Origin of the sequence: Microbacterium sp. 22242 (genome assembly GCF_052045495.1) — a bacterium.
GTDB lineage: Bacteria > Actinomycetota > Actinomycetes > Actinomycetales > Microbacteriaceae > Microbacterium.
Genome location: NZ_JBQEOZ010000005.1, coordinates 53850 through 79321 on the forward strand (window position 1 = coordinate 53850; position 25472 = coordinate 79321).

General features: G+C 70.2%; 21 protein-coding genes, 1 tRNA gene, 1 other RNA gene and 1 pseudogene. 12 read left to right on the top strand and 12 right to left on the bottom strand.

Annotated elements, in window-relative coordinates; translation table 11 throughout:
* Positions 1-139: 139 nt before the first annotated feature.
* Positions 140-1663: a SulP family inorganic anion transporter gene (locus ACTJJZ_RS06855; protein ID WP_440720440.1), complete on the bottom strand. Its 1524-nt coding sequence runs from the start codon at positions 1661-1663 to the stop codon at positions 140-142.
* A 166-nt stretch (positions 1664-1829) separates the two neighbouring features.
* On the opposite strand from ACTJJZ_RS06855, the gene ACTJJZ_RS06860 reads away from it, so the two are divergent.
* A complete protein-coding gene (locus ACTJJZ_RS06860; RefSeq protein WP_440720441.1) occupies positions 1830-2201 on the top strand; it encodes a MerR family transcriptional regulator in 372 nt (123 codons plus the stop codon).
* Between the two features lie 282 nt (positions 2202-2483).
* Here the strand turns inward: ACTJJZ_RS06860 and ACTJJZ_RS06865 are convergent, their stop codons facing one another.
* The 3 genes from ACTJJZ_RS06865 to ACTJJZ_RS06875 are packed head-to-tail and all read right to left on the bottom strand — an operon-like array spanning position 2484 to position 7063.
* Positions 2484-5465 (bottom strand): bifunctional [glutamine synthetase] adenylyltransferase/[glutamine synthetase]-adenylyl-L-tyrosine phosphorylase, encoded by a 2982-nt coding sequence (locus ACTJJZ_RS06865; protein ID WP_440720442.1) that lies wholly within the window; start codon positions 5463-5465, stop codon positions 2484-2486.
* Positions 5466-5477: 12 nt separating this feature from the next.
* Positions 5478-6815, bottom strand: coding sequence for a glutamine synthetase family protein (locus ACTJJZ_RS06870; protein WP_440720443.1), 1338 nt, complete (start codon positions 6813-6815; stop codon positions 5478-5480).
* Positions 6816-6820: 5 nt separating this feature from the next.
* Positions 6821-7063, bottom strand: a complete 243-nt coding sequence (locus tag ACTJJZ_RS06875; RefSeq protein ID WP_440720444.1) for an SPOR domain-containing protein — start codon at positions 7061-7063, stop codon at positions 6821-6823.
* Between the two features lie 65 nt (positions 7064-7128).
* Between ACTJJZ_RS06875 and ppgK the strand changes: the two genes are divergently transcribed.
* Positions 7129-7875, top strand: coding sequence for a polyphosphate--glucose phosphotransferase (gene ppgK, locus ACTJJZ_RS06880; protein WP_440720445.1), 747 nt, complete (start codon positions 7129-7131; stop codon positions 7873-7875).
* A gap of 71 nt (positions 7876-7946) precedes the next feature.
* Here the strand turns inward: ppgK and rnpB are convergent.
* Both rnpB and ACTJJZ_RS06890 read right to left on the bottom strand, forming a co-directional pair.
* Positions 7947-8335, bottom strand: an RNA gene (rnpB, locus tag ACTJJZ_RS06885) — RNase P RNA component class A.
* A gap of 12 nt (positions 8336-8347) precedes the next feature.
* Entirely contained in the window at positions 8348-10060 is a 1713-nt protein-coding gene (locus tag ACTJJZ_RS06890) for a bifunctional 3'-5' exonuclease/DNA polymerase (protein WP_440720446.1), read from the bottom strand.
* 167 nt (positions 10061-10227) lie between these two features.
* Between ACTJJZ_RS06890 and ACTJJZ_RS06895 the strand changes: the two genes are divergently transcribed.
* Complete coding sequence (locus ACTJJZ_RS06895) at positions 10228-11067, top strand: aldo/keto reductase (protein ID WP_440720447.1); 840 nt, start codon at positions 10228-10230, stop codon at positions 11065-11067.
* Between the two features lie 4 nt (positions 11068-11071).
* Here the strand turns inward: ACTJJZ_RS06895 and ACTJJZ_RS06900 are convergent, their stop codons facing one another.
* The 4 genes and pseudogenes from ACTJJZ_RS06900 to ACTJJZ_RS06915 form a co-directional block, all read right to left on the bottom strand.
* Positions 11072-11827 carry a zinc ribbon domain-containing protein gene (locus ACTJJZ_RS06900; RefSeq protein ID WP_440720448.1) on the bottom strand — a complete coding sequence of 252 codons (756 nt, stop codon included), beginning with the start codon at positions 11825-11827 and terminating at the stop codon, positions 11072-11074.
* Positions 11828-11863: 36 nt separating this feature from the next.
* A complete protein-coding gene (locus tag ACTJJZ_RS06905; RefSeq protein ID WP_440720688.1) occupies positions 11864-12145 on the bottom strand; it encodes a YchJ family protein in 282 nt (93 codons plus the stop codon).
* A gap of 60 nt (positions 12146-12205) precedes the next feature.
* Positions 12206-12256 (bottom strand): annotated as a pseudogene (locus tag ACTJJZ_RS06910) (hypothetical protein); the annotation flags it as partial.
* Positions 12257-13387, bottom strand: a complete 1131-nt coding sequence (locus ACTJJZ_RS06915; RefSeq protein ID WP_440720449.1) for an alanine--glyoxylate aminotransferase family protein — start codon at positions 13385-13387, stop codon at positions 12257-12259.
* Between the two features lie 43 nt (positions 13388-13430).
* Between ACTJJZ_RS06915 and ACTJJZ_RS06920 the strand changes: the two genes are divergently transcribed.
* From ACTJJZ_RS06920 to ACTJJZ_RS06950, 7 genes are all read left to right on the top strand, one after another.
* A tRNA-Val gene (locus ACTJJZ_RS06920) sits at positions 13431-13503 on the top strand.
* A gap of 145 nt (positions 13504-13648) precedes the next feature.
* Entirely contained in the window at positions 13649-16387 is a 2739-nt protein-coding gene (gene aceE / locus ACTJJZ_RS06925; RefSeq protein ID WP_440720450.1) for a pyruvate dehydrogenase (acetyl-transferring), homodimeric type, read from the top strand.
* A gap of 15 nt (positions 16388-16402) precedes the next feature.
* Positions 16403-17623, top strand: coding sequence for a PucR family transcriptional regulator (locus ACTJJZ_RS06930; protein WP_440720451.1), 1221 nt, complete (start codon positions 16403-16405; stop codon positions 17621-17623).
* Between the two features lie 86 nt (positions 17624-17709).
* Positions 17710-18642 carry an ACP S-malonyltransferase gene (locus ACTJJZ_RS06935; RefSeq protein WP_440720452.1) on the top strand — a complete coding sequence of 311 codons (933 nt, stop codon included), beginning with the start codon at positions 17710-17712 and terminating at the stop codon, positions 18640-18642.
* Positions 18639-19637: a beta-ketoacyl-ACP synthase III gene (locus ACTJJZ_RS06940; RefSeq protein ID WP_440720453.1), complete on the top strand. Its 999-nt coding sequence runs from the start codon at positions 18639-18641 to the stop codon at positions 19635-19637. The genes ACTJJZ_RS06935 and ACTJJZ_RS06940 overlap by 4 nt, the downstream gene beginning before the upstream one ends.
* Positions 19638-19700: 63 nt before the next feature.
* Entirely contained in the window at positions 19701-19949 is a 249-nt protein-coding gene (locus ACTJJZ_RS06945; RefSeq protein ID WP_440720454.1) for an acyl carrier protein, read from the top strand.
* An 85-nt stretch (positions 19950-20034) separates the two neighbouring features.
* Positions 20035-21276, top strand: coding sequence for a beta-ketoacyl-[acyl-carrier-protein] synthase family protein (locus ACTJJZ_RS06950; RefSeq protein ID WP_440720455.1), 1242 nt, complete (start codon positions 20035-20037; stop codon positions 21274-21276).
* Positions 21277-21539: 263 nt separating this feature from the next.
* Here ACTJJZ_RS06950 and ACTJJZ_RS06955 read toward each other — a convergent pair whose 3' ends face one another.
* Positions 21540-22043: a DUF3145 domain-containing protein gene (locus ACTJJZ_RS06955; RefSeq protein WP_440720456.1), complete on the bottom strand. Its 504-nt coding sequence runs from the start codon at positions 22041-22043 to the stop codon at positions 21540-21542.
* A gap of 199 nt (positions 22044-22242) precedes the next feature.
* On the bottom strand, positions 22243-23016 hold the full coding sequence (locus ACTJJZ_RS06960; RefSeq protein ID WP_440720457.1) for a hypothetical protein: 774 nt from the start codon (positions 23014-23016) through the stop codon (positions 22243-22245).
* Positions 23017-23190: 174 nt separating this feature from the next.
* Between ACTJJZ_RS06960 and ACTJJZ_RS06965 the strand changes: the two genes are divergently transcribed.
* Positions 23191-25185, top strand: coding sequence for a DUF262 domain-containing protein (locus tag ACTJJZ_RS06965; RefSeq protein ID WP_440720458.1), 1995 nt, complete (start codon positions 23191-23193; stop codon positions 25183-25185).
* Positions 25185-25469 carry a hypothetical protein gene (locus ACTJJZ_RS06970; RefSeq protein WP_440720459.1) on the top strand — a complete coding sequence of 95 codons (285 nt, stop codon included), beginning with the start codon at positions 25185-25187 and terminating at the stop codon, positions 25467-25469. Before ACTJJZ_RS06965 ends, ACTJJZ_RS06970 begins: the two co-directional genes overlap by 1 nt.
* The last annotated feature ends 3 nt before the right edge of the window (positions 25470-25472 follow it).

Genomic DNA, 25472 nt, shown 5'->3' on the forward strand with positions numbered 1-25472 from the left:
CCGCGACGGCTGATCGCTGTCGGCCACAGTCGTTCTCACCCTGTCGTCTTTCCGACGCGACCATGGCCAACGAGATATGCGCGAGTCTCGTCGGAACAGCTGTGAATCCCAAAATGCGGACAAGCGGTTCGCGGGGAGGCTAGTGTCCGTTGCCGACGCTGCCGGTGAGGCGGTCGTGGAAACGGGCAGTGGCTTCGTTCATGCCGCGGAGCGTGACGTTCTTGCCCTTGTGTTCGTATTTGGTGACGATGGCGTCGAGGGCGGCAACGGTGGACGCGTCCCAGATGTGCGAGCGGGACATGTCGATCACGATGCGGTCCGGGTCGTGGCTGTATTCGAACTGTGTCGTGAGGTCGTTGCTGGACGCGAAGAAGAGTTCCCCGTCGACCGCGTAGTACGCGGTCGCGGCGGTGTTCTCTTCGGCGATGTGGCGGGTCACGGTGACGAAGTGTGCAACGCGCCGGGCGAACAGGATCATGGCGGTGAGAACGCCGAGGACGACGCCGACGGCGAGGTTGTGTGTCCAGACAGTGGCGATGACGGTGATCAGCATGACCGCAGTCTCGCTCTTCGGCATCCGCTTGAGCGTCGCCAGGCGGATGCTGTGCCAGTCGAACGTGCCGAAGGCGACGAGGAACATGACCGCGACGAGCGCGGCCATCGGAATGACTGCGACGACGTCGCCGAGCGCCACGACGAGGATCAGCAGGAAGACGCCTGCGAGGAAGGTCGAGATGCGGGTGCGTGCACCGGAAGCTTTGACGTTGATCATGGTCTGGCCGATCATCGCGCATCCGCCCATGCCGCCGAATGCGCCGGAGAGGATGTTCGCCGCGCCCTGACCGAGCGCTTCACGCGTCTTCCGTGAGTGGCTGTCGGTGATGTCGTCGACGAGTTTCGCCGTCATCAGCGACTCGAGCAGCCCGACGACGGCCATCGCCAGCGCGTAAGGGGCGATGATCCCGAGCGTCGTGAGCGTGAGCGGGACATTCGGGATGAACAACTGAGGAAGGCTGTGCGGCAGTTCTCCCTGATCGCCCACCGCGGGCACGTGCCAACCAAACACGAGCACAGCCCCGGTCAGCAACACGATCGCGCCCAGCGGCGCAGGGATCATCTTCGTGATTTTCGGCATCAGAAACATGATCAACAGACCCGCGACGACGAGCGGGTAGACGAGCCACGGCACATCGAACAGCTGCGGTAGTTGTGCGACGAAGATCAAGATCGCCAAGGCATTGACGAATCCCACCATGACCGACCGTGGGATGAATCGCATCAGTTTCGCGACACCGAGGACAGCGAGAACGATCTGGAACAAGCCTCCCAGAAGTACGGTGGCGATGAAGTAGTCCATCCCGTACTCGCGTGCGACTGGGGCGATCACGAGAGCGACAGCGCCGGTCGCCGCGGTGATCATCGCTGGACGCCCCCCGAGGAACGCGATCGCAACGGCCATCACGAACGACGAGAACAACCCGACCCTCGGATCAACACCGGCGATGAGGGAGAAGGCGATCGCTTCGGGAATCAGCGCGAGCGCAACGACCAACCCCGCGAGGACCTCCCGGGTGAGAAGACGCGGGCTGCGCAAGGCTTGCAGCACGGTCGGTTCGATACGGTAGCGGGACGCGCCATCGCGCGTCCGAGTGACGACAGTCAAGGACCCTCCTCGGGGATGCTCCACGGGCGAGCGTGAAGTGCAGAACGCGTCGGGGTGCGGGCACGCCGGTCAGTTCGACGCGGAAGAATGCGGTGAGCGATGAGAACACCTCTCCATACTCTAACGTTACGTGAGGTTTCTGCGCGACTCAGGAAGGTGGTCGGACGTGACCGATGACGAGGTGCTGCGCATCGGAGAAGTCGCGGAGCGGACCTCGCTGTCGCTGCGCACCTTGCGCCACTACGAAGACGTCGGGCTCGTACCCCCGTCCGCCCGAACCGAGGGCGGATTCCGGCTTTACAGCACTCACGACGTCGAACGGCTCATGATCATCAGACGCATGAAGCCCCTGGGATACTCACTCGACGAGATGCGCGCACTCCTTGAGGTCGTCGACGCCCTTCGGCACGACCCCGAAGATCACCAGCTACGAGAGACTCTGCAACTCATGCAAGATGAGGCCCGCGCACGGCGAGAGCGCCTCGCGACACAAGTGATCATGGCCGACGAGTTCCTCGCGCAAATCGACGACATCTGAGAAGCTCACGCCGGCCGTTTGACCACCTCGCCGACACCGTGACGGATGTGCCGCAACCGCGTCCGTCCCGGCCGATACGCGGGACAATGGAACCAACACCACATGCGATCACTCTCATCGCGCCTCGTGGCAACGGGTTCCCGTGGCGACAAGCAGGCGAAACGGTGAGCTCTCAGAGCACATCCTCGCCGCGGGCAGAAGCGCGGCCATGGCATCCTAGGCACCGGGCAGGAGGGTGCTCCGTCGTATCCGGGCCGGCGCGGCTCGATGACCCGGCCCGCGCTATCCGTAGAACAGGTTCTCGAACACCTTGCGAGCGCGACGGGTGACGGCGAGATACTCCTCCTCGACCGTGAACGCCGAGCGATCCGGGTAGCCGAGGATCCGGCCGACGCCGTCGAGTTCGCGCGCGTCGGTCGGGAGCACATCCTTCGTCTGCCCGCCGAGCAGGGTCATCGCCGAGCGCAGCCGGCTGGACAGACGCCATGCGTCGCGCAGCCGCCCCCCCGCCGCCTGCGGGACGAACCCCTCGGCGACGGCCACGTCGAGCGCCACGAGCGTCGAGGTGGTGCGCAGCGCCGGCACCGCGTGCGCGTGCTGCAGCTGCACGATCTGGATCAGCCACTCGACGTCGCTCAGCGATCCCGGGCCCAGCTTGAGGTGCCGACGCGGATCGACGCCCTGCGGCAGCCGCTCTCCCTCCACGCGCGCCTTGATCCGCTTGATCTCGCGCAGCGACGCCAGCTCCAGCGCCTCGGGATATCGCACCGTGTCCGCGAGCTCGATGAACCGCTCGATGAGCTTGTGGCTGCCGGCCACCCCTCGCGCGCGCAGCAGCGCCTGCGCCTCCCAGGACAGCGACCAGCGCCGGTAATACGCGGCATAGGCGTCCAGGCTGCGGACCAGGGCGCCGTTGCGACCCTCCGGGCGCAGATCGGCGTCCAGGTCCAGAGGCAGCCGGTGATCGGCCAGGTGCTCCCTGAGCCCCGCGACGATGCGCACCGAGAGCTGCTGCGCGCGCTGCGGATCCACGCCGTTTGAGTCGTAGACGAACAGCACGTCGGCGTCGGACCCGAAGCCCAGCTCCGCGCCGCCGAAGCGCCCCATCGCGATCACCGAGAAGTCCAGGGCGTCGTCCTCGGCCGGCACCACCTCGCGGCGCACCGCGCGGAGCGCGGCCTGGATCGTCGCCTCGGTGATAGCGGTGATCGCGGCCGCCACCTCGTCGATCGTGAGCACGTCCAGCACGGCGCCCATCGCGGTCCGCAGCAGCTCCCGCCGGCGCAGCGCCCGCACCGAGCGCATCGCGTCCACGACCGTGTCGTGCCGGGTCTGGATCGCCCTGGCCTCCTCGTCCAGCGCGTGCGCGGGGCGCGGGCGCAGCTGCTCCGTGCTCTCCAGCCAGGCCACCGACTCAGGGATCCATTCCATCAGCTCGCCGATGTACCGCGACGTGGACAGCACCCGGGTGAGCCGCTCGGCCGCGCCCGACGAGTCGCGCAGCATGCGCAGGAACCACGGGGTGTCGCCGAGCCGCTCGCTGATCCGACGGAACGCGACGAGGCCGTAGTCCGGATCCGTGCCGTCGGCGAACCAGCGGACCATGACCGGCATCAGGTGCCGCTGGATCGTGGTCTTGCGGCTGAGCCCCGTGGTGAGCGCCCCGATATGACGCAGCGCGCCGGCCGGGTCGCGGAAGCCGATCGCGGCGAGACGGTCGTGCGCCTGGTCCGTGGAGAGCGTGCGCTCCTCCTCGGGCAGCGACGCGACGGCGCTGAGCAGCGGCCGGTAGAACAGCCGGGTGTGCAGATCGCGGACCTCACGGCGCACGTCCTCCCAGACCTTGCGGATCCCCTCCGCGGTCTCCGCGAGGCCGGTCGCCCGGGCGAGCACGCGGAGCGCGTCCGGCTCGCGCGGCACGAGGTGGGTGCGCTGCATCTCGCGCAGCTGCAGCCGGTGCTCGATCAGCCGCAGCACCCGGTAGTCGTGCGCGAACAGCGCGGCCTCGGCACGGCCGATGTAGCCGCCGGCGACGAGCGCGTCGAGCGACTCGATGGTCCCCCTGCTGCGGATCTCCGGATCCGTGAGCCCGTGCACGAGCTGCAGCAGCTGCACCGTGAACTCGATGTCGCGCAGCCCGCCGGGGCCGAGCTTGAGCTGATACGGCACCTGGTCGGGATCGATGTGATCGGTGACGCGCTCGCGCATCCGCTGCACGCTGCCGACGAAGTCCTCCCTGGCCGCGCTCGACCACACCTTGGGCTGCACGGCATCGACGTAGCTGCGCCCGAGGTCCACGTCGCCGGCGATCGCCCTGGCCTTCAGCAGCGCCTGGAACTCCCAGCTCTTCGCCCAGCGGTCGTAGTACGCGACGTGCGAGGCCAGCGAGCGCACCAGCGCCCCCTGCTTGCCCTCGGGGCGCAGCGCCGCGTCCACCTCCCACAGCGGCGGCTCGGCCTCGATGCCGGCCAGGCCCTGCATCGTCTCCCGGGCGAGCCGGGTGGCGATGTCGATCGCACGCGACTCGTCCAGCTCCTCCTCGTCCGCGGTGCCCGCGACGAAGATCACGTCCACGTCGCTGACATAGTTCAGCTCGCGTGCGCCGGTCTTGCCCATGCCGATGACGGCGAGCCGGGTCAGCGCCACCTCGCGACGGCCCGCATCCGTGCCCCCGGCGACGATCGTGCGCGCGATCGCGAGCGACGCCTCGAGCGCGGCGGATGCGGCGTCGGCGAGGGCCGCCGACACCGCATCGGTCGCGGTGATCGGATCCTCCGCGCGCAGGTCCCAGGCTGCGATCTCCGCCACCGCTCTGCGGTAGGCGACACGCAGCCGCACCCGGGCCTCTGCGCCCGCCGAGTGCGCGAACCCGTTCTCGGCCTGCACGGCCGCGAGCAGCGCGGCACGCAGCTCGCCGGGGGCGGGCAGCCAGGCCCTGACCTCGCCGAGCACGTCCAGCTGCTCGGTGCGTCGCTCGAAGAACCGCGCCAGGCCCGGCGACGCGCCGAACACGCGCCAGGCGTGCTCTCTCGTGCGCTCCTCCGCCAGCACCGCCGTCACCCGATCGGGATCGCGCCGGCCGACCCGGATGAGCGCCGCGAGGGCCTCGTCAGGGTCGGCGCTGCGCAGCCCGGCGATCAGCTCGGCGGGCGGGATCCCGGTGAGGCCGGACAGCTCGTGCAGGCCCGCGGACGCCTCCGACAGCTCGACGAAGCCGAGACGGGCGAGCGCGGTCAGGGAGAGGGAGTCGTCAGAGCGCGGCAACGGAACCGCCGATCAGAGCAGTTCGAGGTTGCTCTTGAGCTCGAACGGCGTGACCTGACCGCGGTACGCCTCCCACTCCTTGCGCTTGTTCAGCAGCACGTAGTTGAAGACCTGCTCGCCGAGGGTCTCGGCCACCAGCTCCGACTCCTCCATGTACTCGAGCGCGTGGTCCAGGCTCGCCGGCAGCGGCGCGTACCCCAGCGCACGGCGCTCGGCGTCGCTCAGCGACCACACGTTGTCCTCGGCCTCGGGGGGCAGCTCGTAGCCCTCCTCGATGCCCTTCAGCCCCGCCGCGAGCATGAGCGCGTACGCCAGGTACGGGTTGGTGGCGGAGTCCAGGGCGCGGTATTCGACGCGCGAGGACTGCCCCTTGTTCGGCTTGTACATCGGCACCCGGATGAGCGCCGAGCGGTTGGCGTGGCCCCACGTGACGAAGCTCGGCGCCTCGTCGCCGCCCCACAGCCGCTTGTACGAGTTCACGAACTGGTTGGTCACCGCCGAGATCTCGTTGGCGTGGCGCAGCAGTCCGGCGATGAACTGACGCCCGGTGCGGGAGAGCTGGTACTTCGCGCCCTCCTCGTAGAACGCGTTCAGGTCGCCCTCGAACAGCGACATGTGCGTGTGCATGCCGCTGCCGGGATGGTCGCTGAGCGGCTTCGGCATGAACGTGGCGTACACGCCCTGCTCGATCGCGACCTCCTTCACCACCGTGCGGAACGTCATGATGTTGTCGGCCGTCGTCAGCGCGTCCGCGTAGCGCAGATCGATCTCGTTCTGCCCTGGACCGCCCTCGTGATGGCTGTACTCGACCGAGATCCCGAGGTCCTCCAGCATCCGCACCGAGCGGCGGCGGAAGTCGTGCGCGGTGCCGCCTGGGACGTTGTCGAAGTAGCCGGCGGAGTCCACCGGGACCGGGCCCTCGGGTCCGAACTGGGAGGACTTCAGCAGGTAGAACTCGATCTCGGGGTGCGTGTAGAACGTGAACCCGGCGTCGGCGGCCTTCGCGAGCGTGCGCTTGAGCACCTGGCGGGGGTCGGCGACGGCGGGGCGGCCGTCCGGGGTGGTCAGGTCGCAGAACATCCGCGCGGTCGGGTCGATCTCACCGCGCCAGGGCAGGATCTGGAAGGTCGTCGGATCCGGCTGCGCGAGCAGGTCGGACTCGAAGCTGCGGGTGAGGCCCTCGATCGCGGAGCCGTCGAAGCCGATGCCCTCCGCGAATGCGCCCTCGACCTCGGCCGGGGCGATGGCCACCGATTTCAGCGTGCCGATGACGTCCGTGAACCACAGCCGGATGAACTTGACGCCGCGCTCCTCGATGGTGCGCAGCACGAAATCGCGCTGCTTGTCCATCCCGCTCATCGAGCGCCGTCCGAGTCGCCCCAGCGGTCCTCGGCGGCGTCCTCTTCCGCCCAGGCCTTGGAGCGCTCCTTGAGCACCTCGGGCGCGCGAGCCGCATCCTCCGCGGTGTCGAACGGGCCGATCCGGTCGATCGACGAGGACAGCAGGCCGTGCTCGACCTGCCCGGTCCTGCTGTTGAACCAGTACTTCGCCTCGCCGAAGCCTTCGCCGTCGTAGCCGTCGTGTTGCGCGTCGCTCATCGCTGCTCCTCCTGTGCGTTGTCACGATCCTACTGGCGTGCTGAGGGCTCGCTAGGCTGTTGCGCATGGCAAAAGCGATCGGCGTGGACATCGGCGGAACCGGCATCAAGGCGGGGCTCGTCAACCTCGAGCACGGGACCCTCGAATCCGAGCGGGTTCGCGTTCCCACCCCCGAAGGCGCTTCGCCCCAGGACGTGCTCTCGGCCGTGCAGACGGTGCTGCGCCGGCTCGACGTGCACGAGTCGACCCTGCCGCTGGGCGTCGCCTTCCCCGCGATCGTGAAGCGCGGCCGGACGCTCTCCGCCGCGAACGTGTCCAAGGAATGGATCGACTTCGAGGCGGAGCGCTTCTTCCGCGACGGGTTGAACCGCAACATCGTGTTCGTCAACGACGCAGACGCCGCAGGGGTGGCCGAGGCGCGCCACGGCGCGGCTCGCGACGTGCGCGGGCTCACCCTCATGACCACGCTCGGCACCGGCATCGGCTCCGCCTTCCTCTACGACGGCGTGCTCATCCCGAACACCGAGCTGGGGCACCTCACGTTCCGCGGCTACGACTCGGTCGAGCAGTGGGCGGCGACCTCGGCGCGCGAGCGCGAAGGACTCAGCTGGGAGGCGTGGGCGCAGCGCCTGCAGGCGTTCTACACCCACATCGAGTTCCTGTTCAGCCCCGACCTGTTCGTCGTGGGCGGCGGGGTCTCCAAGAACGCGGGCGACTTCCTTCCGCTGCTCGAGCTCAACACGCCCATCGTCCCGGCGATCCACCGCAACAACTCCGGCATCATCGGCGCGGCATCGCTCGCCGCCGACTGACGGCCGGGCTCAGACCCGCCGACGCGCGAGGCCCGGATCCGCTGCCTGCGGATCCGGGCCTCTCTGCGTGGGGAACGGGCCGGCCTGTACGCCGGGTTCTGTTCCGGGGCCCCTCTCGGGGCATCCCTTCGACGGTCATCTCTCTCGGCGCCGCGTTGCCGCGGCGCTCCAGCGGCCTACCCGGGGACTCGGCGGGCCGCGTCAACATCCCCTGTCTGGCCTTGCTCCGGGCGAGGTTTACCTGGCGGGCCGCGTCACCACGGCCCCCGGTGGTCTCTTACACCACCCTTTCACCCTTACCCCGTCGATCCTTCGACTCGCGAAGAAGCAACGGGGCGGTCTTCTCTCTGTGGCACTGTCTCGCGGATTGCTCCGGGTGGGTGTTACCCACCGCCCTGCCCTGTGGAGCCCGGACGTTCCTCGGTGCGGTTGCCCGCCACGCGACCGTCCGGCCGACCCGTTCGGATCCAGTCTACGAGTCCTTGCCGGCGTCTTCGGCGATGCGCAGGTCGAGCGGGACGTCGATCTCGAAGCCGGGGAACAGCCGCCGGGTCGCCGCATCGGCGCCCTCCCGGACGCACCGGGCCGCCTCGTCCGCGAGCTCGCGCGGGGCGTGCACGATCACCTCGTCGTGCAGGAAGAAGGCGAGATGGGCGCGCCGGGAGAACACCGGCCCCGATCTCTCGGCCGGCCTCTGCGCGTCGGGCAGGGCGGACAGGCGGTGCCGGATCTCGGCGAGCCAGAGCAGGGACCACTCCGCCGCCGTGCCCTGCACCACGAAGTTCCGGGTGAACCGGCCGCGGTCCCTCGCCCTGCTGCGCGCGAAGCGCTCGTCCGCGCCGTCGGCATCCGGGTCGCTCGCCCGGGACTGCGCCGTGGTCCAGGCCGCGTCAGGGCGGGGCGAGCTGCGTCCGAGGAGCGTCGAGACGACGCCGCCGTCCTCGCCCGTCTTCGCGGCGCCGTCGACGAGCGCCATCGCCCGCGGGAACACGCTGCGCAGGCGCGGCCCGAGCCGGCCGCTGGGACCGGTGGTGGCGCCGTACATCGCGCCCAGGACCGCGTACTTCGCCTCCTCCCGGGTCTGCACCGCGCCGGAGCGCACCACGCCCTCGTACAGATCCGCGCCCCGGGCCGCCGCCGCCATCGCCGAATCCTTCGACATCGCCGCGAGCACGCGCGGCTCCAGCTGCGCCACGTCCGCGCAGATCAGGATCCAGCCCTCGTCCGCGCGCACGGCGGGGCGCAGGCTCCGCGGGATCTGCAGCGCTCCTCCGCCGCTCGACGCCCACCGCCCGGTGACCACGCCGCCGGTCAGGTAGACCGGGCGGAACCGCTCCTCGTGCACCCACTCGGCCAGCCAGCCCCAGCCGTTCGCCGCATACAGGCGCGCGAGCTTCTTGTAGGCGAGCAGCGGCTCCACAACGGCGTGCTCGACCTCGCCCAGCTCCCACCGCGAGGTCGAGTCGACCAGGATCCCCGCACGACGCAGCGACTTCAGCAGCCGCGGCGGACTGTCCGGGTTCACCGACGGATCCTCCAGCGCCGCCCCGATCCGCGCCGCCAGCTCGGCCATCCGGACCGGGCGCGCGCCCGGCACCGGGCGAGGGCCGAGCGCCTCCCGGAGCAGTTCCTCGTGCACCGCGGTGCTCCACGGCAACCCCGCCGCCGTCATCTCCTCGGCGATCAGCGCGCCGGTGGACTCCGCGGCGCAGAGCAGGGCGAGACGGCTGTCGGGCGCATGCGTCAGGGCGTTCCGCTGCCGCGCGTACTCCGCCAGCAGCTCGTCGATCTCCGGGGCGCCGTCGCGCTCCTCGTGCAGGGAGAACAGCGCCGGCGTCTCCGCCCCCGCGAGCGGATCCGTCCGCACCCAGCGCGTCGATGCCGGCACCGGCGAGGCCAGGCTCGCCGTGTCGCGGAGGATCGCGTGACACAGCAGCAGATCGTGCGCGCGACGGATGCGCACGCCGGCGGCGAGCAGCGGCGGGTACGCGTCGCGCAGCGCGCGCACGACCCAGCGCGGGCGCGTCTCGGACTCCCAGGCGGCGACGGCGCTCGCCAGCTCCTGCGCGGCGATCTCCACGCGACCCTGCTCCGTCCCGTCCGGATCCAGGAGCACGGCGCACCAGCCGTGCGCGGATCCGCTCCGCCCGAGCACGATCTCGTGCGGGGGCCCGGGTTCGATCATGCCTTCGAATCTACGCGCCTCCGCGGACATCGCGTGACACGGCGCTTCCGGGCCCGCATCCGCGCCCGGGGCGTCGTGCCGCTCGGCCTCGTGTCCGCGTGTAACGGTGCGGAAACCCCGACGTCACCGATGCGGGCTAGCGTGGAGGGACCGGAGAGGAGACCCCCATGTCCGACGCATCGCCCTTCATCGCCCACAACGGCTTCGCCCTGCCCTCGCAGGGACTCGGCACCTACGGCTTCCGCGGGGAGGCGGGTGCGGACGCGGTCCGCGCGGGCATCGAGACCGGCTACCGGCTCATCGACTCCGCCTTCAACTACGAGAACGAGGGGGCCGTCGGCTGGGGCATCTCCGGCGCCGCCGTTGATCGCGGCGAGCTGATCGTGACCTCGAAGCTCGCCGGCCGCCACCACGCGAGGGACAAGGCGCTCGTGTCGATCGAGGAGAGCCGGTTCCGCCTCGGCGTGGACGCGATCGACCTGTTCCTCATCCACTGGCCGCTCCCCCGCCGGGACACCTACGTCGAGGCCTGGGCCGCACTCGTGGAGGCGCGCGAGCGCGGGCTGGTGCGGCAGATCGGCGTCTCGAACTTCCTGCCGGAGCATCTGGAGCGGATCGAAGACACCACCGGGGTCCGGCCCGTGGTGAACCAGCTCGAGCTGCATCCGCGGTTCCCGCAGCAGGAAGCGCTGGACTACCACCGTGAGCGCGGGATCATCACCGAGGCGTGGAGCCCGCTCGGCCGCGCCGGCGACATCCTGAAGGATCCCGCCATCGCCGCCGTCGCCGAGGCGCACCGGATCACGCCCGCGCAGGCGGTGCTGGCCTGGCATGCCGCCCGCGGCGTCGTGGCGATCCCGAAGGCCGCGTCGCCAGAGCATCAGGCACTGAACCTCGCCGCCGCGGACGTCCCGCTCACGGACGACGAGGTCACGCAGATCACCGCGCTGGGCCGACCGGACGGACGGCTGTGGGGCGCCGACCCCGCGACCCACGAGGAGTTCTGAGCACTCAGTCGGCCGCGGCGGCGGTGCCGCCCAGGCCGGACTCCTCGGTGCGGATCAGGATGCAGCCGCACTCCGGGCAGGACACGACCTCGTCGGCCGGGGCCTGGCGGATCGTGTTCAGGTCGGTGCCGGAGAGCACCATCCGGCACCCCTCGCAGGTGGCCCGCCGCAGCAGTGCCGCGCCGGCGGTGCGCCCCGCGCGGCGCTCGTATTCGGCCATCAGCGACGGCGAGACCGAGTCGACGAGCGCGGCGCGGTCGCGGGCCAGCTGCGCGCCCTCCGTGGTCGCCGCCGCGATCAGTCCCTTGGCCTCGGCGGTCAGCCGGGTGCCCTCGGCGACGGTCTCGTCGATGAGCGCCTGCTGCGCGGCGACCGCGGCGTCCGCCTCCTCGAGGCGCGCCATGAGCTCCAGCTCCGCGTCCTCCAGGTCGCTGATGCGGCGACCGAGACTCGCGATCTCCTGCTCGAGCGCGACCGCGTCCTTGGCGTTCTGCGTGGCCGCGAGCCGTGAGGCGTCGCGGTCGCGCCGCTGCACGGCGAGCGTCACGTCCGACTCGAGCCGCTTCAGCTCCGTCCGCACGTCGTCGCGCGCGCCGGAGAGCTCGGTGAGCTCGCGCAGCTGCCCCTGCCGCTGAGCCGAGAGCGCGTTGATCCGGTCCCCCTGCGCAGGATGCGTGCGGGCGTGCTCCACCCGCGCGATCCGGCGATCGATGTCGGCGATGTCGAGGAGCACGATCTGGTGCGCGGGGTTGGCTTTCACGCGATCAAACCTACGCCAGCGACGGCGGCGACGGCGTCAGAAGACCGTGCCGTCGAGGTAGTACCAGTCCCCGTCCTCGCGGACGAACCTGCTGCGCTCGCGGAGCACGCCGCGTCCGCCCGCATCGCGATGGATCGCCTCGAACAGCACCGTCCCCTCGACATCGAACGGGCCGCCCGCCTCCTTGTCCAGGACGTCGAGCCGCAGCCAGCGCAGCTCCGGGGCCAGGTCCACCCGCTCCGGGCGCGTGCGGGGGTGCCAGGATCGCCGCAGGTACGCGGCATCCCCGGTCGCGAACGCCGTGTAGCGCGAGCGCATCAGGCGCTCGGCGGAGGGTGCCGGCCGTCCGGCCAGGATCGGACCGCAGCAGGCGTCGAAGGCGTCGCCGCTGCCGCACGGACAGCGGTCCGCCGCCGCGCGAGACGCCACTCAGGCGCCCATCCGGCCGAGCGCCTCCGTCAGACGGCGCACGGTGCCGTCCACGTCCGCGAGCTTGTCCAGGCCGAACAGACCGATCCGGAAGGTCGAGAACGGTTCCCCCTCGCCGCAGTGCAGCGGCACGCCTGCGGCGATCTGCAGCCCCTCGGCACGGAAGCGCGCCCCGCTGCGGAGTCCCGGATCCGTGGTGTGCACCACCGCGACGCTCGGCGACGCGAACAGGTCGGCGGCGACCAACGGCAGGCCGTGCTCGGCGAGCACGGCGCGCACCCGGGTGCCCAGATCCCATTGCGCGGCACGCAGCTCCTCGAGGCCGCGGGCGCGGGTCTCCGCCATCAGGGCCGCGTTGTGCCGCAGCGTGTCCGTCGGCATCGTGGCGTGATACGGCGTGCGGCCCTCCTGGTACTCCTCGGCGATCCACAGCCAGCGGGCGAGGTCCATCGCGAAGCTCGACGAGGTGCGCGACAGCACCGCCTCGCGCCCGGCCTCCCCGAGCATCACGAACCCGGCACCGGGAGATCCGCTCCAGCCCTTCTGCGGGGCGCTGAGCAAGACGTCCACCCTGAGCTCGGCCATGTCCACCCAGAGCGCCCCCGACGCGATCGAGTCCAGCACGAGCAGACCGCCCACCTCGTGCACCGCGTCGGCGAGGGCGCGCACGTAGTCGTCGGGCAGCAGGATGCCGGCGGCGGTCTCCACGTGCGGCGCGAACACGATCTCGCTGCGCTGCGCGCGGATCGCGGCGACCACGTCGTCGATCGGCGCCGGCGCCCAGGCCGACTGCGCTGAGTCGTCCTCGGGGCGGGCGGCGCACACCACGACGTTCGGCGAGATGGCTCCCGCGTCGAGGATCTGCGACCAGCGATAGGAGAACAGCCCGTTGCGCACGACGAGGCACCGCCGCCCGGTCGCGAGCTGGCGCGCGACCGCCTCCATCGCGTACGTGCCTCCGCCGGGCACGATGGCAGCCGTGGCGGCGCGGTACGTCGTGCGCAGGCCGGACTGGATGCCCTGCATCACCTCGACGAAGGCCGCGGACATGTGGTTCAGGGAACGGTCGGTGAAGACCACCGAGTACTCCAGCAGGCCGCCGGGGTCGACATCATCGTGCGGAAGATCCATGCGCTCAGCCTGTCACACGGGGCCCCGCTAGGCTGGAGCGAGCGCGCCTATAGCTCAGTTGGTAGAGCACGTCCTTTACACGGATGTGGTCGGGAGTTCGAGTCTCTCTGGGCGCACTGTCACGTCGCAGCCGGCTGTGCCGCCCCGGCCGCCAGGAGGGATAGGCTGACTCCCGCGCGCTTTGTGCGGAGCCGACAAACGCTTCCCGCGTCGCATCCCGACTTCGTTGGCTCGACCAGCCAGACAGACGAAAGGCCCCCTGTGACTGTTCACGACCAGGATCCGTACTCCCAGGGCCCGCTCGACAGCGACCCCGAAGAGACCAGCGAATGGCAGCAATCGCTCGACGAGCTCGTCGACGCGAAGGGTCACGGCCGCGGCCGCGAGATCATGCTGAGCCTGCTGAAGCACTCCAAGGATCTGCACCTGGGCGTTCCGATGGTCCCGACCACGGACTACATCAACACGATCGCGCCGGAGAACGAGTCCGCCTTCCCGGGCGACGAGGACCTCGAGCGCCGCTACCGGCACTGGATCCGCTGGAACGCCGCGATCACCGTGCACCGCGCGCAGCGGCCCGGAATCGGCGTGGGCGGGCACATCTCCACCTACGCCTCGGCCGCCTCGCTCTACGAGGTCGGGCACAACCACTTCTTCCGCGGCCAGGACCACCCCTCCGGCGGCGACCAGATCTTCTACCAGGGCCACGCGTCGCCGGGCATGTACTCCCGCGCCTTCCTCGAGGGCCGCCTGAGCGAGGCCCAGCTCGACGCGTTCCGCCAGGAGAAGTCCGGCGCCCCGAACGGCCTGCCCTCCTACCCGCACCCGCGGATGATGCCGGAGTTCTGGCAGTTCCCGACCGTGTCGATGGGCCTCGGCCCGATCAACGCGATCTACCAGGCGATGACGAACAAGTACCTCGCCAACCGCGGCATCAAGGACAACGACTCGCACGTCTGGGCCTTCCTCGGCGACGGCGAGATGGACGAGGTCGAGTCGCGCGGTCAGCTCCAGGTCGCGGCGAACGAGGGTCTGGACAACCTCACGTTCGTGATCAACTGCAACCTGCAGCGCCTCGACGGTCCCGTGCGCGGCAACGGCAAGATCATCCAGGAGCTGGAGAGCTTCTTCCGCGGCGCCGGCTGGAACGTCATCAAGGTCGTCTGGGGCCGCGAGTGGGACGACCTGCTCGCCCGCGACACCGACGGCGCGCTGCTGAACCTGATGAACGTCACGCCCGACGGCGACTATCAGACCTACAAGGCCGAGAGCGGCGCCTACGTGCGCGAGAACTTCTTCGGCCGCGACGAGCGCGCGCTCGCCCTGGTCAAGGACTACTCCGACGACGACATCTGGCACCTGCGCCGCGGTGGCCACGACTACCGCAAGGTGTACGCGGCCTACAAGGCGGCCATGGAGCACAAGGGCCAGCCCACCGTCATCCTCGCCAAGACCGTCAAGGGCTACGGCCTGGGTCCGCACTTCGAGGGCCGCAACGCGACCCACCAGATGAAGAAGATGACGCTGGACGACCTCAAGCTGTTCCGCGACACCATGCACATCCCGATCTCGGACGCGCAGCTCGAGGCCGACCCGTACCGCCCGCCGTACTACCACCCGGGACAGGACGACGAGACGATCCAGTACATGCTGGAGCGCCGCCGCGAGCTGGGCGGCTTCCTGCCCGAGCGGCGCGCCACGCACGTGAGCCTGAACCTCCCCGAGGACAAGGACTACGCGCTGCCGAAGAAGGGATCCGGCAACCAGGAGGTCGCCACGACCATGGCGTTCGTGCGCATGGTCAAGGACCTGATGCGGGTCAAGGGCTTCGGCGAGCGGATCGTCCCGATCATCCCGGACGAGGCGCGCACGTTCGGCATGGACGCGTACTTCCCGACCGCGAAGATCTACAACCCGAACGGGCAGAACTACACCGCGGTCGACCGGGAGCTGCTGCTCGCCTACAAGGAGAGCCCGCAGGGCCAGATCATGCACGTCGGGATCAACGAAGCGGGGGCCGCGGCGGCGTTCACCGCGACGTCGACGGCGTACTCCACGCACGGCGAGCCTCTCATCCCGATCTACATCTTCTACTCGATGTTCGGCTACCAGCGCACCGGCGACGCGTTCTGGGCCGCGGGCGACCAGATGGGCCGCGGCTTCATCATCGGCGCCACGGCGGGACGCACGACGCTGACCGGTGAGGGCACGCAGCACGCGGACGGCCAGTCGCCGCTGCTCGCCTCGACCAACCCCGCCACGCTCGTCTACGACGCGGCGTACGGCTACGAGGTGTCGCACATCGTGCAGGCCGGCATCGAGCAGATGTACGGCCCTGGACCCGACGGCAACGGCCACCCGGATCCGAACGTCATGTACTACCTGACGGTGTACAACGAGCCGATGCGGATGCCCGCGGAGCCTTCGGATGTGGACGCCGAGGGCATCCGCAAGGGCCTGCACCGGATCTCGGTCGGCGAGGGCGACGGACAGCGCGTTCAGCTGCTCGCCTCCGGCGTCGGGGTGCCGTGGGCCATCGAGGCGCAGGGTCTGCTCCGCGACGACTGGGGCGTGGCCGCCGACGTGTGGTCGGTCACCTCGTGGACCGAGCTGCGCCGCGACGGCCTCGCCGCTGACGAGCACAACTTCCTGCACCCCGACGAGGAGCCGCGCACGGCCTACCTGACGGCCAAGCTGAGGGACGCCCAGGGGCCGTTCATCGCCACCAGCGACTACATGCACGCCGTGCAGGACCAGATCCGGCAGTGGGTCCCCGGCGCGTACTACACGCTGGGAGCCGACGGCTTCGGCTTCGCGGACACCCGCGCCGCGGCCCGTCGCTTCTTCAAGATCGACGGTCCGTCCATGGTCGTCCGCGCCCTGCAGGCGCTCGCGGACGAGGGCAGGATCGATCGCTCCGTCGTCGGCCAGGCCATCGCGAAGTACGACCTGTACAACGTCAACGCGGGCACGAGCGGGAATGCGGGCGGCGAGAGCTGATCCCCTGACCGCGCGATGAGCACACCCCCGGAGATGACCAAGCAGGAGACGCTGGCGTGGTTGCGCCGCATCTCCGGAGACCTCGCCACGGCGACGCTGCAGCGCCTCGAGGACTCACTGCCCTGGTACGCCGAGATGCCGCCGGCCCGACGGTCCGCCGTCGGGCTGGTGGCGCAGGCGGGCATCACCTCGTTCATCCAGTGGTACGACGACCCGACCTCGACGCCGTGGATCGCGGCGGACATCTTCGCGGCGGCGCCGCGAGAGCTGCTGCGCAGCGTGAGCCTGCAGCAGACGCTGCAGCTCATCCGGGTCACGGTCGAGGTGACCGAGGAGCGGGTCGCCGGCAAGGGCGGTCACCTCCGCGACGCCATCCTGCTGTACTCGCGCGACGTCGCCTTCGCGGCCGCGGATGTGTACGCCCGCGCCGCGGAGGCCCGCGGCCTCTGGGATGCACGGCTCGAGGCGCTCGTGGTCGACTCGATCCTCACCGGCGAAGCCGACGAGGAGCTGCCCAGCCGGATCGCCGCGCTGGGATGGCACGGTCATGGCGAGGTGTGCGTGATCGTCGGCACCACGCCGCCGCAGTTCGACGTCGACCAGGTGCGCCGCACGGCCCGCAAACTCGCGGTCGACGTGCTGATCGGCGTGCAGGGATCCCGCCTGGTCCTGGTGATCGGGCGCGCCAAGCTCGAGAGCCGCGACGACGACGGCCCCGAGCAGGACGAGGTGTCCTTCACCGACATGGCCCGCACGCTGGAGCCCTCGTTCGGCCCCGGCTATGTCGTCGTCGGTCCTGCCGTGGCGGCCCTCGTGGACGCCGGTCAGAGCGCCAGGGCCGCCCTGGCCGGTTTCGCCGTCGCACGCGCCTGGCGCGGCGCCCCGCGGCCGGTGGACGCGGACGAGCTGCTCCCGGAGCGCGCGATCGCCGGGGATCCGCTGGCCAAGCAGACGCTCATCGAGCGCGTGTTCCGCCCGCTGCACGACCACTCCACGGACCTCGTGACGACGCTGTGGAGCTACCTCGACAACGGCCGGTCGCTCGAGGCCACCGCCCGCGAGCTCTTCGTGCACCCGAACACCGTGCGCTACCGGCTGAAGCGGATCAGCGAGGTGATCGGCTGGGATGCGACCGGCCCCCGCGAGGCGTTCATCCTGCAGACCGCCCTCGTGCTGGGCACGATCGGCATCGCCGACCCGGTCCGTCGCGGCCTGCGCCCTCGTCGGCTGCGCTGACCCGCTGTGTGCACTGCACAACCGATCTGCGGATACTTGTGAGGGTTGTGCCACCGATGACGGCGAATCGTTGGCAGACTGGACCTGTGATCGTCTACGCCTGCCCCGGACAGGGTTCCCAGACCCCCGGCTTCCTCTCCCCCTGGCTCGAGCTCGACGGCGTCGCCGAGGATCTCGCGGCGTATTCGGACGCCGCGGAGGTCGATCTCGTGACGCACGGCACGGTGTCGGACGCCGACACGATCCGTGACACCAGGATCGCCCAGCCGCTGATCGTGGCCGCCTCGCTCATCGCCATGAACGCGCTCGAGGACCGCGCGGGCCGTGTTCCCGACGGGATCGCTGGGCACTCGGTCGGCGAACTGGCCGCCGTCGTCGGCGCCGGCGTGATCCCCGCCGAGACCGCGATGCGCCTGGTCGGCATCCGCGGGCGCGCGATGGCCGATGCGGCGGCGAAGACGCCCACCGGCATGAGTGCGATCCTCGGCGGAGACGAGGAGGCCGTGCTCTCCCTCCTCGCCGACCTCGACCTCACCCCCGCGAACTACAACGGCGGCGGCCAGATCGTCGCGGCCGGTGCACTGCCCGCGCTCGCGGCGCTGGCCGAGGCTCCGGTGCGCGGGTTCCGCGTGATCTCGCTGCAGGTCGCCGGCGCCTTCCACACCCGCTACATGGCCTCCGCCGTCGCCGCGCTGCGCGACGCGATCGCCGACGTCGAGCATGCCGATCCGCGCGTGCCGCTGTGGACCAACAAGGACGGCTCCCTCGTGCCCGACGGCGCGACCGCGCTGGAGAACCTGGTCACCCAGGTCGCCTCGCCGGTGCGCTGGGACCTGTGCATGGCCTCCTTCGCCGACAACGGCATCACGGGACTGATCGAGCTCACCCCTGCGGGCGCGCTGACCGGGCTCGCCAAGCGCGGACTGCGCGGCGTACCCGCCGTCGCCGTGAAGACCCCCGACGACCTCGACGCGGCCGTGGAGCTGCTGAACGGCGCCCCGAACGGAGAAGCAGCATGACCACGCTCAAGCAGGCCACCGGCCCCGCGCACACCCGCATCTACTCGGTCGGCGCCGCCCGCGGCGAGAACGCCGTTCCCAACGACGACCTGATCGGGCCGATCGACTCGAGCGACGAGTGGATCCGCCAGCGCACCGGCATCGTCACGCGCACCAGGGCCGTCCCGGAGACCGACGCGATCGACCTCTCCACGGCCGCCGCGGTCGAGGCGATCGAGAAGTCCGGAGTCGCCCCCTCCGACATCGACGTGGTGATCGTGGCCACGATCAGCAACCCCAAGCAGACGCCCTCTGTGTCCGCGATCGTCGCGGACCGCGTGGGCGCGAACCCGGCCGCCGCGTACGACATCAACGCCGCGTGCGCCGGCTACGCGTACGCGGTCGCCCAGGCCGACGCGCTCATCCGCGCAGGCGCGGCGCGGCACGCGCTGGTCATCGGTGCGGAGAAGCTCTCCGACATCGTCGACCCGGCCGACCGCAGCATCTCGTTCCTGCTCGGCGACGGCGCGGGAGCGGTCGTGATCGGCCCGAGCGACACCCCCGGCATCTCGGCCACGGTGTGGGGTTCTGACGGCTCCAAGGCGGACGCCGTGGGCATGAACCACACCCTCACGGACTTCCGCGACGGCAAGGCGCCGTGGCCGACGCTGCGCCAGGAGGGCCCCACCGTGTTCCGCTGGGCCGTCTGGGAGATGGCGAAGGTCGCGAAGCAGGCGCTCGAGCAGGCCGGGATCGAGGCGTCCGACCTCGCCGCGTTCATCCCGCACCAGGCCAACATGCGCATCGTCGACGAGTTCGCCAAGCAGCTCAAGCTGCCCGAGACGACCGTGATCGCCCGCGACATCGAGACCACCGGCAACACGTCGGCCGCGTCGATCCCGCTCGCCACGCACCGTCTGCTGCAGGAGCACCCCGAGCTCAGCGGCGGCCTGGCGCTGCAGATCGGCTTCGGCGCCGGTCTCGTGTTCGGCGCGCAGGTCGTCGTGCTCCCCTGACCGGGCGCCCGCGACTCCTAGACTGTTCACCGGTCCGAAACCACCCCATAGAAAGAGGAAATCATGGCTTTCAGCAACGACGAGGTCCTCGCCGGCCTGGCAGAGCTCATCACCGACGAGACCGGCATCGACGCCTCGGAGGTCGCTCCGGAGAAGTCCTTCACGGACGACCTGGACATCGACTCGATCTCGATGATGACGATCGTCGTCAACGCGGAGGAGAAGTTCGGCGTGACCATCCCCGACGACGAGGTCAAGAACCTCAAGACCGTCGGTGACGCCGTGAACTTCATCGTCGCCGGCCAGGAGTGACATCTGCGGATGCCACCCCCGCATCTCGCGGGGCGTGGCATCCTCCGGCTCCGCCTCCCCCAACGCTCCCTGTGAAGGAACACGCATGACCAAGCGCATCGTCGTCACCGGCATCGGCGCCACGTCCGCCCTGGGCGGCACCGCCCCGGAGAACTGGGCGAACCTGCTCGCCGGGGTCTCCGGCACGCACACCCTGAAGCACGACTGGGTCGAAGAGCACCAGCTCCCGGTGACGTTCGCTGCCGAGGCCTCCGTCCGCCCGGAGGAGGTCCTGCCGCGGCATGAGGCCAAGCGGCTCGACCCGTCCGTGCAGTTCGGGATGATCGCCGCGCGCGAGGCCTGGGAGGACGCGGGCGCGCCCGACGTCCCCGCTGAGCGTCTCGGCATCGACTGGGCCACCGGGATCGGCGGCCTGTGGACGCTGCTCGACGCCTGGGACACGCTGCGCGAGAAGGGCCCGCGCCGGGTCATGCCGCTCACGGTTCCGATGCTCATGCCGAACGCGGGCGCCGGCAACCTCTCCCTGCACTTCGGCGCGAAGGCCTTCGCCCGCACCGTGGTGAGCGCGTGCGCCTCCAGCACGGAGTCGATCGCGAACGCCTACGAGCATCTGCAGGACGGTCTGGCCGACGTCGTGATCGCCGGCGGCGCGGAGTCCGCGATCCACCCGATCACGATGGCCGCGTTCGCGTCGGCGCAGGCGCTGTCCCGCCGCAACGACGACCCGGAGCACGCCTCCCGTCCCGGCGCGATCGATCGTGACGGCTTCGTCATGGGCGAGGGCGGCGCGGCGCTCGTGCTCGAGACGCTCGAGCACGCGCAGGCCCGCGGCGCCAAGATCTACGCCGAGCTCGTGGGCGGCGGCGTCTCCGCCGACGCGTACCACATCACCGCGAACGACCCGAGCGGCGCCGGCGCCACCCGCGCCGTGCAGGAGGCGCTCGCCCAGGCGGGCGCCGCGCCCGACGAGGTCACGCACATCAACGCGCACGCCACGTCCACCCCGGTCGGCGACCCGAACGAGTACGAGGCGCTCAAGAACGTGTTCGGCTCGCGGATCGACGACATCCCGGTGTCGGCGACCAAGGCGTCCACCGGGCACCTGCTCGGCGGCACCGGCGCGCTCGAGGCCGTGTTCACGATCCTCGCACTGCGCGACCGGGTGGCGCCGCCCACCATCAACATGACGGAGCCGGATCCGGCGGTGCCGTTCAAGCTGTCCGGCGAGCCGCAGCCGCTGGGCGACGGGCCGCAGCTCGCGATCAGCAACTCCTTCGGCTTCGGCGGGCACAACGCCGTGGTCGCGTTCCGCTCCTACGACGGCTGATCGCCGCCGCAGAGGACCGCCGCACGAGAATCNTCTTCGACGCGGTCCGGGGCGATTCTCTTCCTGTTCTGTTATCTCTCCGGCCGGGACCGGGGATTCGCTTTCTCGGGTTCCGGGTCCCTGCTCTCCGACCCCCGATAATCGCGCCTCCTCCGGTCCTCGTCCCTTCGTGCGACCCGATCCGGTCCCTCACCCTGTCGCAGGTCCGAATCGGATCACACGAGTCCTCTCCGGCGGCTCATCCCACCCGCCAGCGCAGCGGCTCATCCGACCTTGTGCAGCCAGACCACGCGGGCGTCGTCGCTCGCATGGCGGAACGGCTCGAGCTCCTCGTCCCACGCGGTGCCGAGGGCCACGTCCAGCTCGCGCTGCAGTTCCACGGCGCTGCCCGCGGCGATCTCCATCGCGTAGCGGATCCGGTCCTCGCCGATCACGATGTTGCCCGCGGCGTCGGTCTGCGCGTAGTGCACCCCGAGGTCGGGCGTGTGCAGCCAGCGTCCGCCGTCGCTGCGCGGCGTGGGGTCCTCGGTCACCTCGAAGCGGAGGTGCTCCCAGCCGCGGATCGCGGTCGCCAGAGCGGCGCCCGTTCCTGCCGGGCCGTCCCAGTAGAACTCCGCCCGGCGGGCGCCCTCGAGCACGGGCTGCTCCGACCACTCGAAGTTGACGGCGCGCCCGATAGCGCGTCCGACCGCCCATTCCAGGTGCGGGCAGAGCGCGCGCGGTGCGGAGTGGATGTACACCACTCCGCGTGCTTGTGCTGTCGCCATGGGTTTCTCCGTTTCATCAGGTGCGTCTTCCCCTACGACCTGATCCGCGAAGCACGGCGGTATGCGGTTATGCGCCCATTCTCACCGATCCTCAGGGAAATCACAACCGTGTAACTCATTGCGAAAAGGAAACGGTCCCCGGCGCCGCAGCACCGGGGACCGTCTAGGGCCTTCCGTCGGATCGAGGGTCCGAGGAGGATCAGGCCTCGCTCATCGCGATCTTCTCCTTCTGACCCTTCGCGGCGTAGTACGCGGCGCGGGCGGCGTCGCGACGCGCCTGCTCCTCGTAGCCGGCGTCCAGGATCGCCTGGTCCACCGGGTAGTTCTCGACCTCGTCCGTGCCGTGGTACTTCTCGATGTAGGCGTCCAGCTCGGGTCCCGAGGTCCACGATGTGATCAGGCAGTAGCGCGGCTCGGTGCCGTTGTGCGTCGCCGCATGCCACAGTCGCTGCGTGTCGACGATCAGCTGCGCGCCGGCCGGGAGGGCGATGCGGTACTCGACGCTCGGGTCGGTGCGGTTCTCGCGCAGGACGAAGTAGCTGTCCTTGTCGTCGGAGAGGTTGAAGAAGCCGCGCACGACCCAGCCGGTGCCGTCCGGGTTCAGGCGGTTGTTGTCGTCCTGGTGCAGGTTGTAAAGGCACTCGCCGTAGGGCGTGGGCTGCAGCTCGATCACGCGGCAGCGGCCGACGTTGGCGCCCGGCTCCTGCGCGCGGCGCGTGAGGTTCGGCGCCTTGGCGACCTGAGACGGGATCCAGACGCCGTCCTTGTCCGTGCGCGGCGGCACGTGGTTCCAGAAGCCGTTGCACTCGATCTCGCCCTTGGCGGATGCGAGAGGCGCGAAGCGGGTGTCGCCGGAGGACTTCCAGTCGTTGTACTCGATGTCGAGCCACTCCTTGGGGTCGAGCTCCTGGTTGTAGCTGTCGAGGACGACGAATCCCTTGTCCTCGAGCGCGGCGGACTTGATGTATGCCATGAGCGAGTCATGTCCTTTCATAAGGGGCCAGCACGTTTTAACAGGCCCTTCTTAGGACAGCCTAACAGCGGCTCCTGGCGCGCCCCTGGAGGTGCGGCCGTGAATATCCGGCCCCGGATCGCGCGCAAATAGACTGGAGCGGCACGCCACCGATCCGAGGAGCAGCACAGCAGCATGAGCACGGCCACCAACGTCGAGGCAAACGCAGTCAGCACGATCGAGTGGCTCTCCGAGGACTCCACGACCATCGTCGTGCCGGTGTACCAGCGGCAGTACCGCTGGGACATCGGCGGCTGCGAGAAGCTGCTGAGCGACATCCGCGCCGTGTCCGACGAGGACGACGCGCACCGCCATTTCATCGGCTCGATCCTCTCCGCCGAGGACGAGGCGCATCCCGAGGCCGACCTCGTCCTGATCGACGGCCAGCAGCGCGTCACCACGCTCATGCTGCTGATCGCCGCGCTGCACCATTCGGTGCGTGACACGGATCCGGCCCTCGCCGCCCAGCTCCAGCGCGTGATCGTCCGCGCCGACGATCCGGACCGCACCCGGCTGCGCCCGCACGACGCGTGGGCTGACCTGTTCGAGTCGGTCGTGCTGGACCGGGGCACGACGCAGGAGTCGCGCTTCGACGACAACTACGCGTTCTTCCGCTCCCAGGTGCACGCCGACGAGGCCCCGCGGATCTGGCGCGGTCTGCAGAAGCTCGAGCACGTCTCGATCACGCTCGGACCCGCCGCCAACGCGCAGCAGATCTTCGAGAGCCTGAACTCGACCGGCGAGCCGCTGCGCGATCACGAGCTGATCCACAACTACGTGCTCATGGGCCTCTCCCACGGCGAGCAGGAGCGGGTCGAGGAGGAGTACTGGCTGCCGATCGAGCACAACACGGGCGAGGCGATCGGCGCGTTCTGGCGGCACCTGCTGATCATGACGACCGGCCGCGAGGTGACCGTCGACGGCGAGCACGGCGTGTACGGCGCGTTCCGGCGCGAATTCCCCGGCACGGGGCTGGACGATCTGCGCCGGCACGCGCAGGTGTGGCGTGAGTTCTCCGACATCTACCGGGTGCTGCTGGATCCCGCGCAGGAGCAGGATCCGGAGATCCGCCGTCAGCTCGGGTACGTGAACACGTTCGGCCGCTCGACCTACCCGCTCGTGCTGAGTGCGTACCGCGACCACCAGCTGGGCGCGATCGGCAAGGACGAGCTGATCCTCACCCTCGAGCGGATCCAGTCGCTGCTGCTGCGCCGGACGATCGTCGGCATCCCGAACGACCGCCTGATCGCGCGGCTGTGCCGGGCCCGCGCGCAGGGGCCCGAGGCGCTCCGCAGGGCGTTCGCGCGGATCACCCCCTCGGACGAGCGGGTGCGGGTGGCGCTGAAGTTCACCGACCTGCCGCACGCGCTGTACGTGCTCGGCCGCATCCAGGACGTCGCGGATCCCGCCGGCTTCGATGTGGAGCACCTCGTGCCGCCGGCCCCGTACGACGCGTGGTCGGGAGACGGCGTCCGGCTCTGGAGCGAGTACAGCGAGGACGAGCAGAACAGCCACCGCGCCCTGGCCGGCACCCTCGGCAACCTCACTCTGCTCGAGCAGCCGCTCGCCGAGCGCGTGTTCGGTGCGTCCTTCCCCGACAAGCGCGAGGCGTACCTGCGCAGCCGCGTCGACGAGAACTCGGCGCTCGCGGGTCTCGGCTCCTGGGGGACCGCGGCGATCGCCGAGCGCACCGCCGCCCTGACCGACGCGTTCGTGACGATCTGGCGCCGTCCTGGCCTCGCCGAGATCGACGACGACGGACTCACGCCGGTGCTGGACGCGGTCCGCCGGCGCGGCTGGCCGACCGGCTGGGAGCGCGAGTTCGACTACGTCGAGTACCGCGGAGAGCACTGGGAGGTGTACGACGTGAAGCACCTGTTCAACCGCGTGTTCCACCGCGGCTGGACGGACACCCGTCAGGACCTGCTGGCCTACAGCGCGAAGAACGGCGGTCCGATCTACGATGCGAAGGCGTGGAACGGCCCGTGGGACGAGCTTGATGAGGCCCACTTCCTCTACATGGGGTGGGACTCGAAGTACATGATGGGAGCGGTGCAGGGCCTGCTCGAGGAGTCCGGCCTGGCCGCCGAAGTGTTCGTGAAGTACTCCTACATCGGGAACGTGATGTGATGACGACGATCTCCGCAGCCCCTGTCGTGCGCCGCCGGATGATGGACCTCACGCTCGAGGAGCACGCTCTCACCGTGCCGCTGGTGTGGTCGGACTCGGCCGACACCCGCACGATCGACGTGTTCGCGTCGGTCGTGACCCGCGAGGGCGGGGAGGGTCTCCCCTACCTCGTGTTCCTGCAGGGAGGACCGGGATCCGAGGCGCCGCGCGCGCTGCACGCTCCCTCCTCCCCCGCCTGGCTGGATCAGGCGCTGGCGCACTATCGCGTGGTCATGATCGACTAGCGC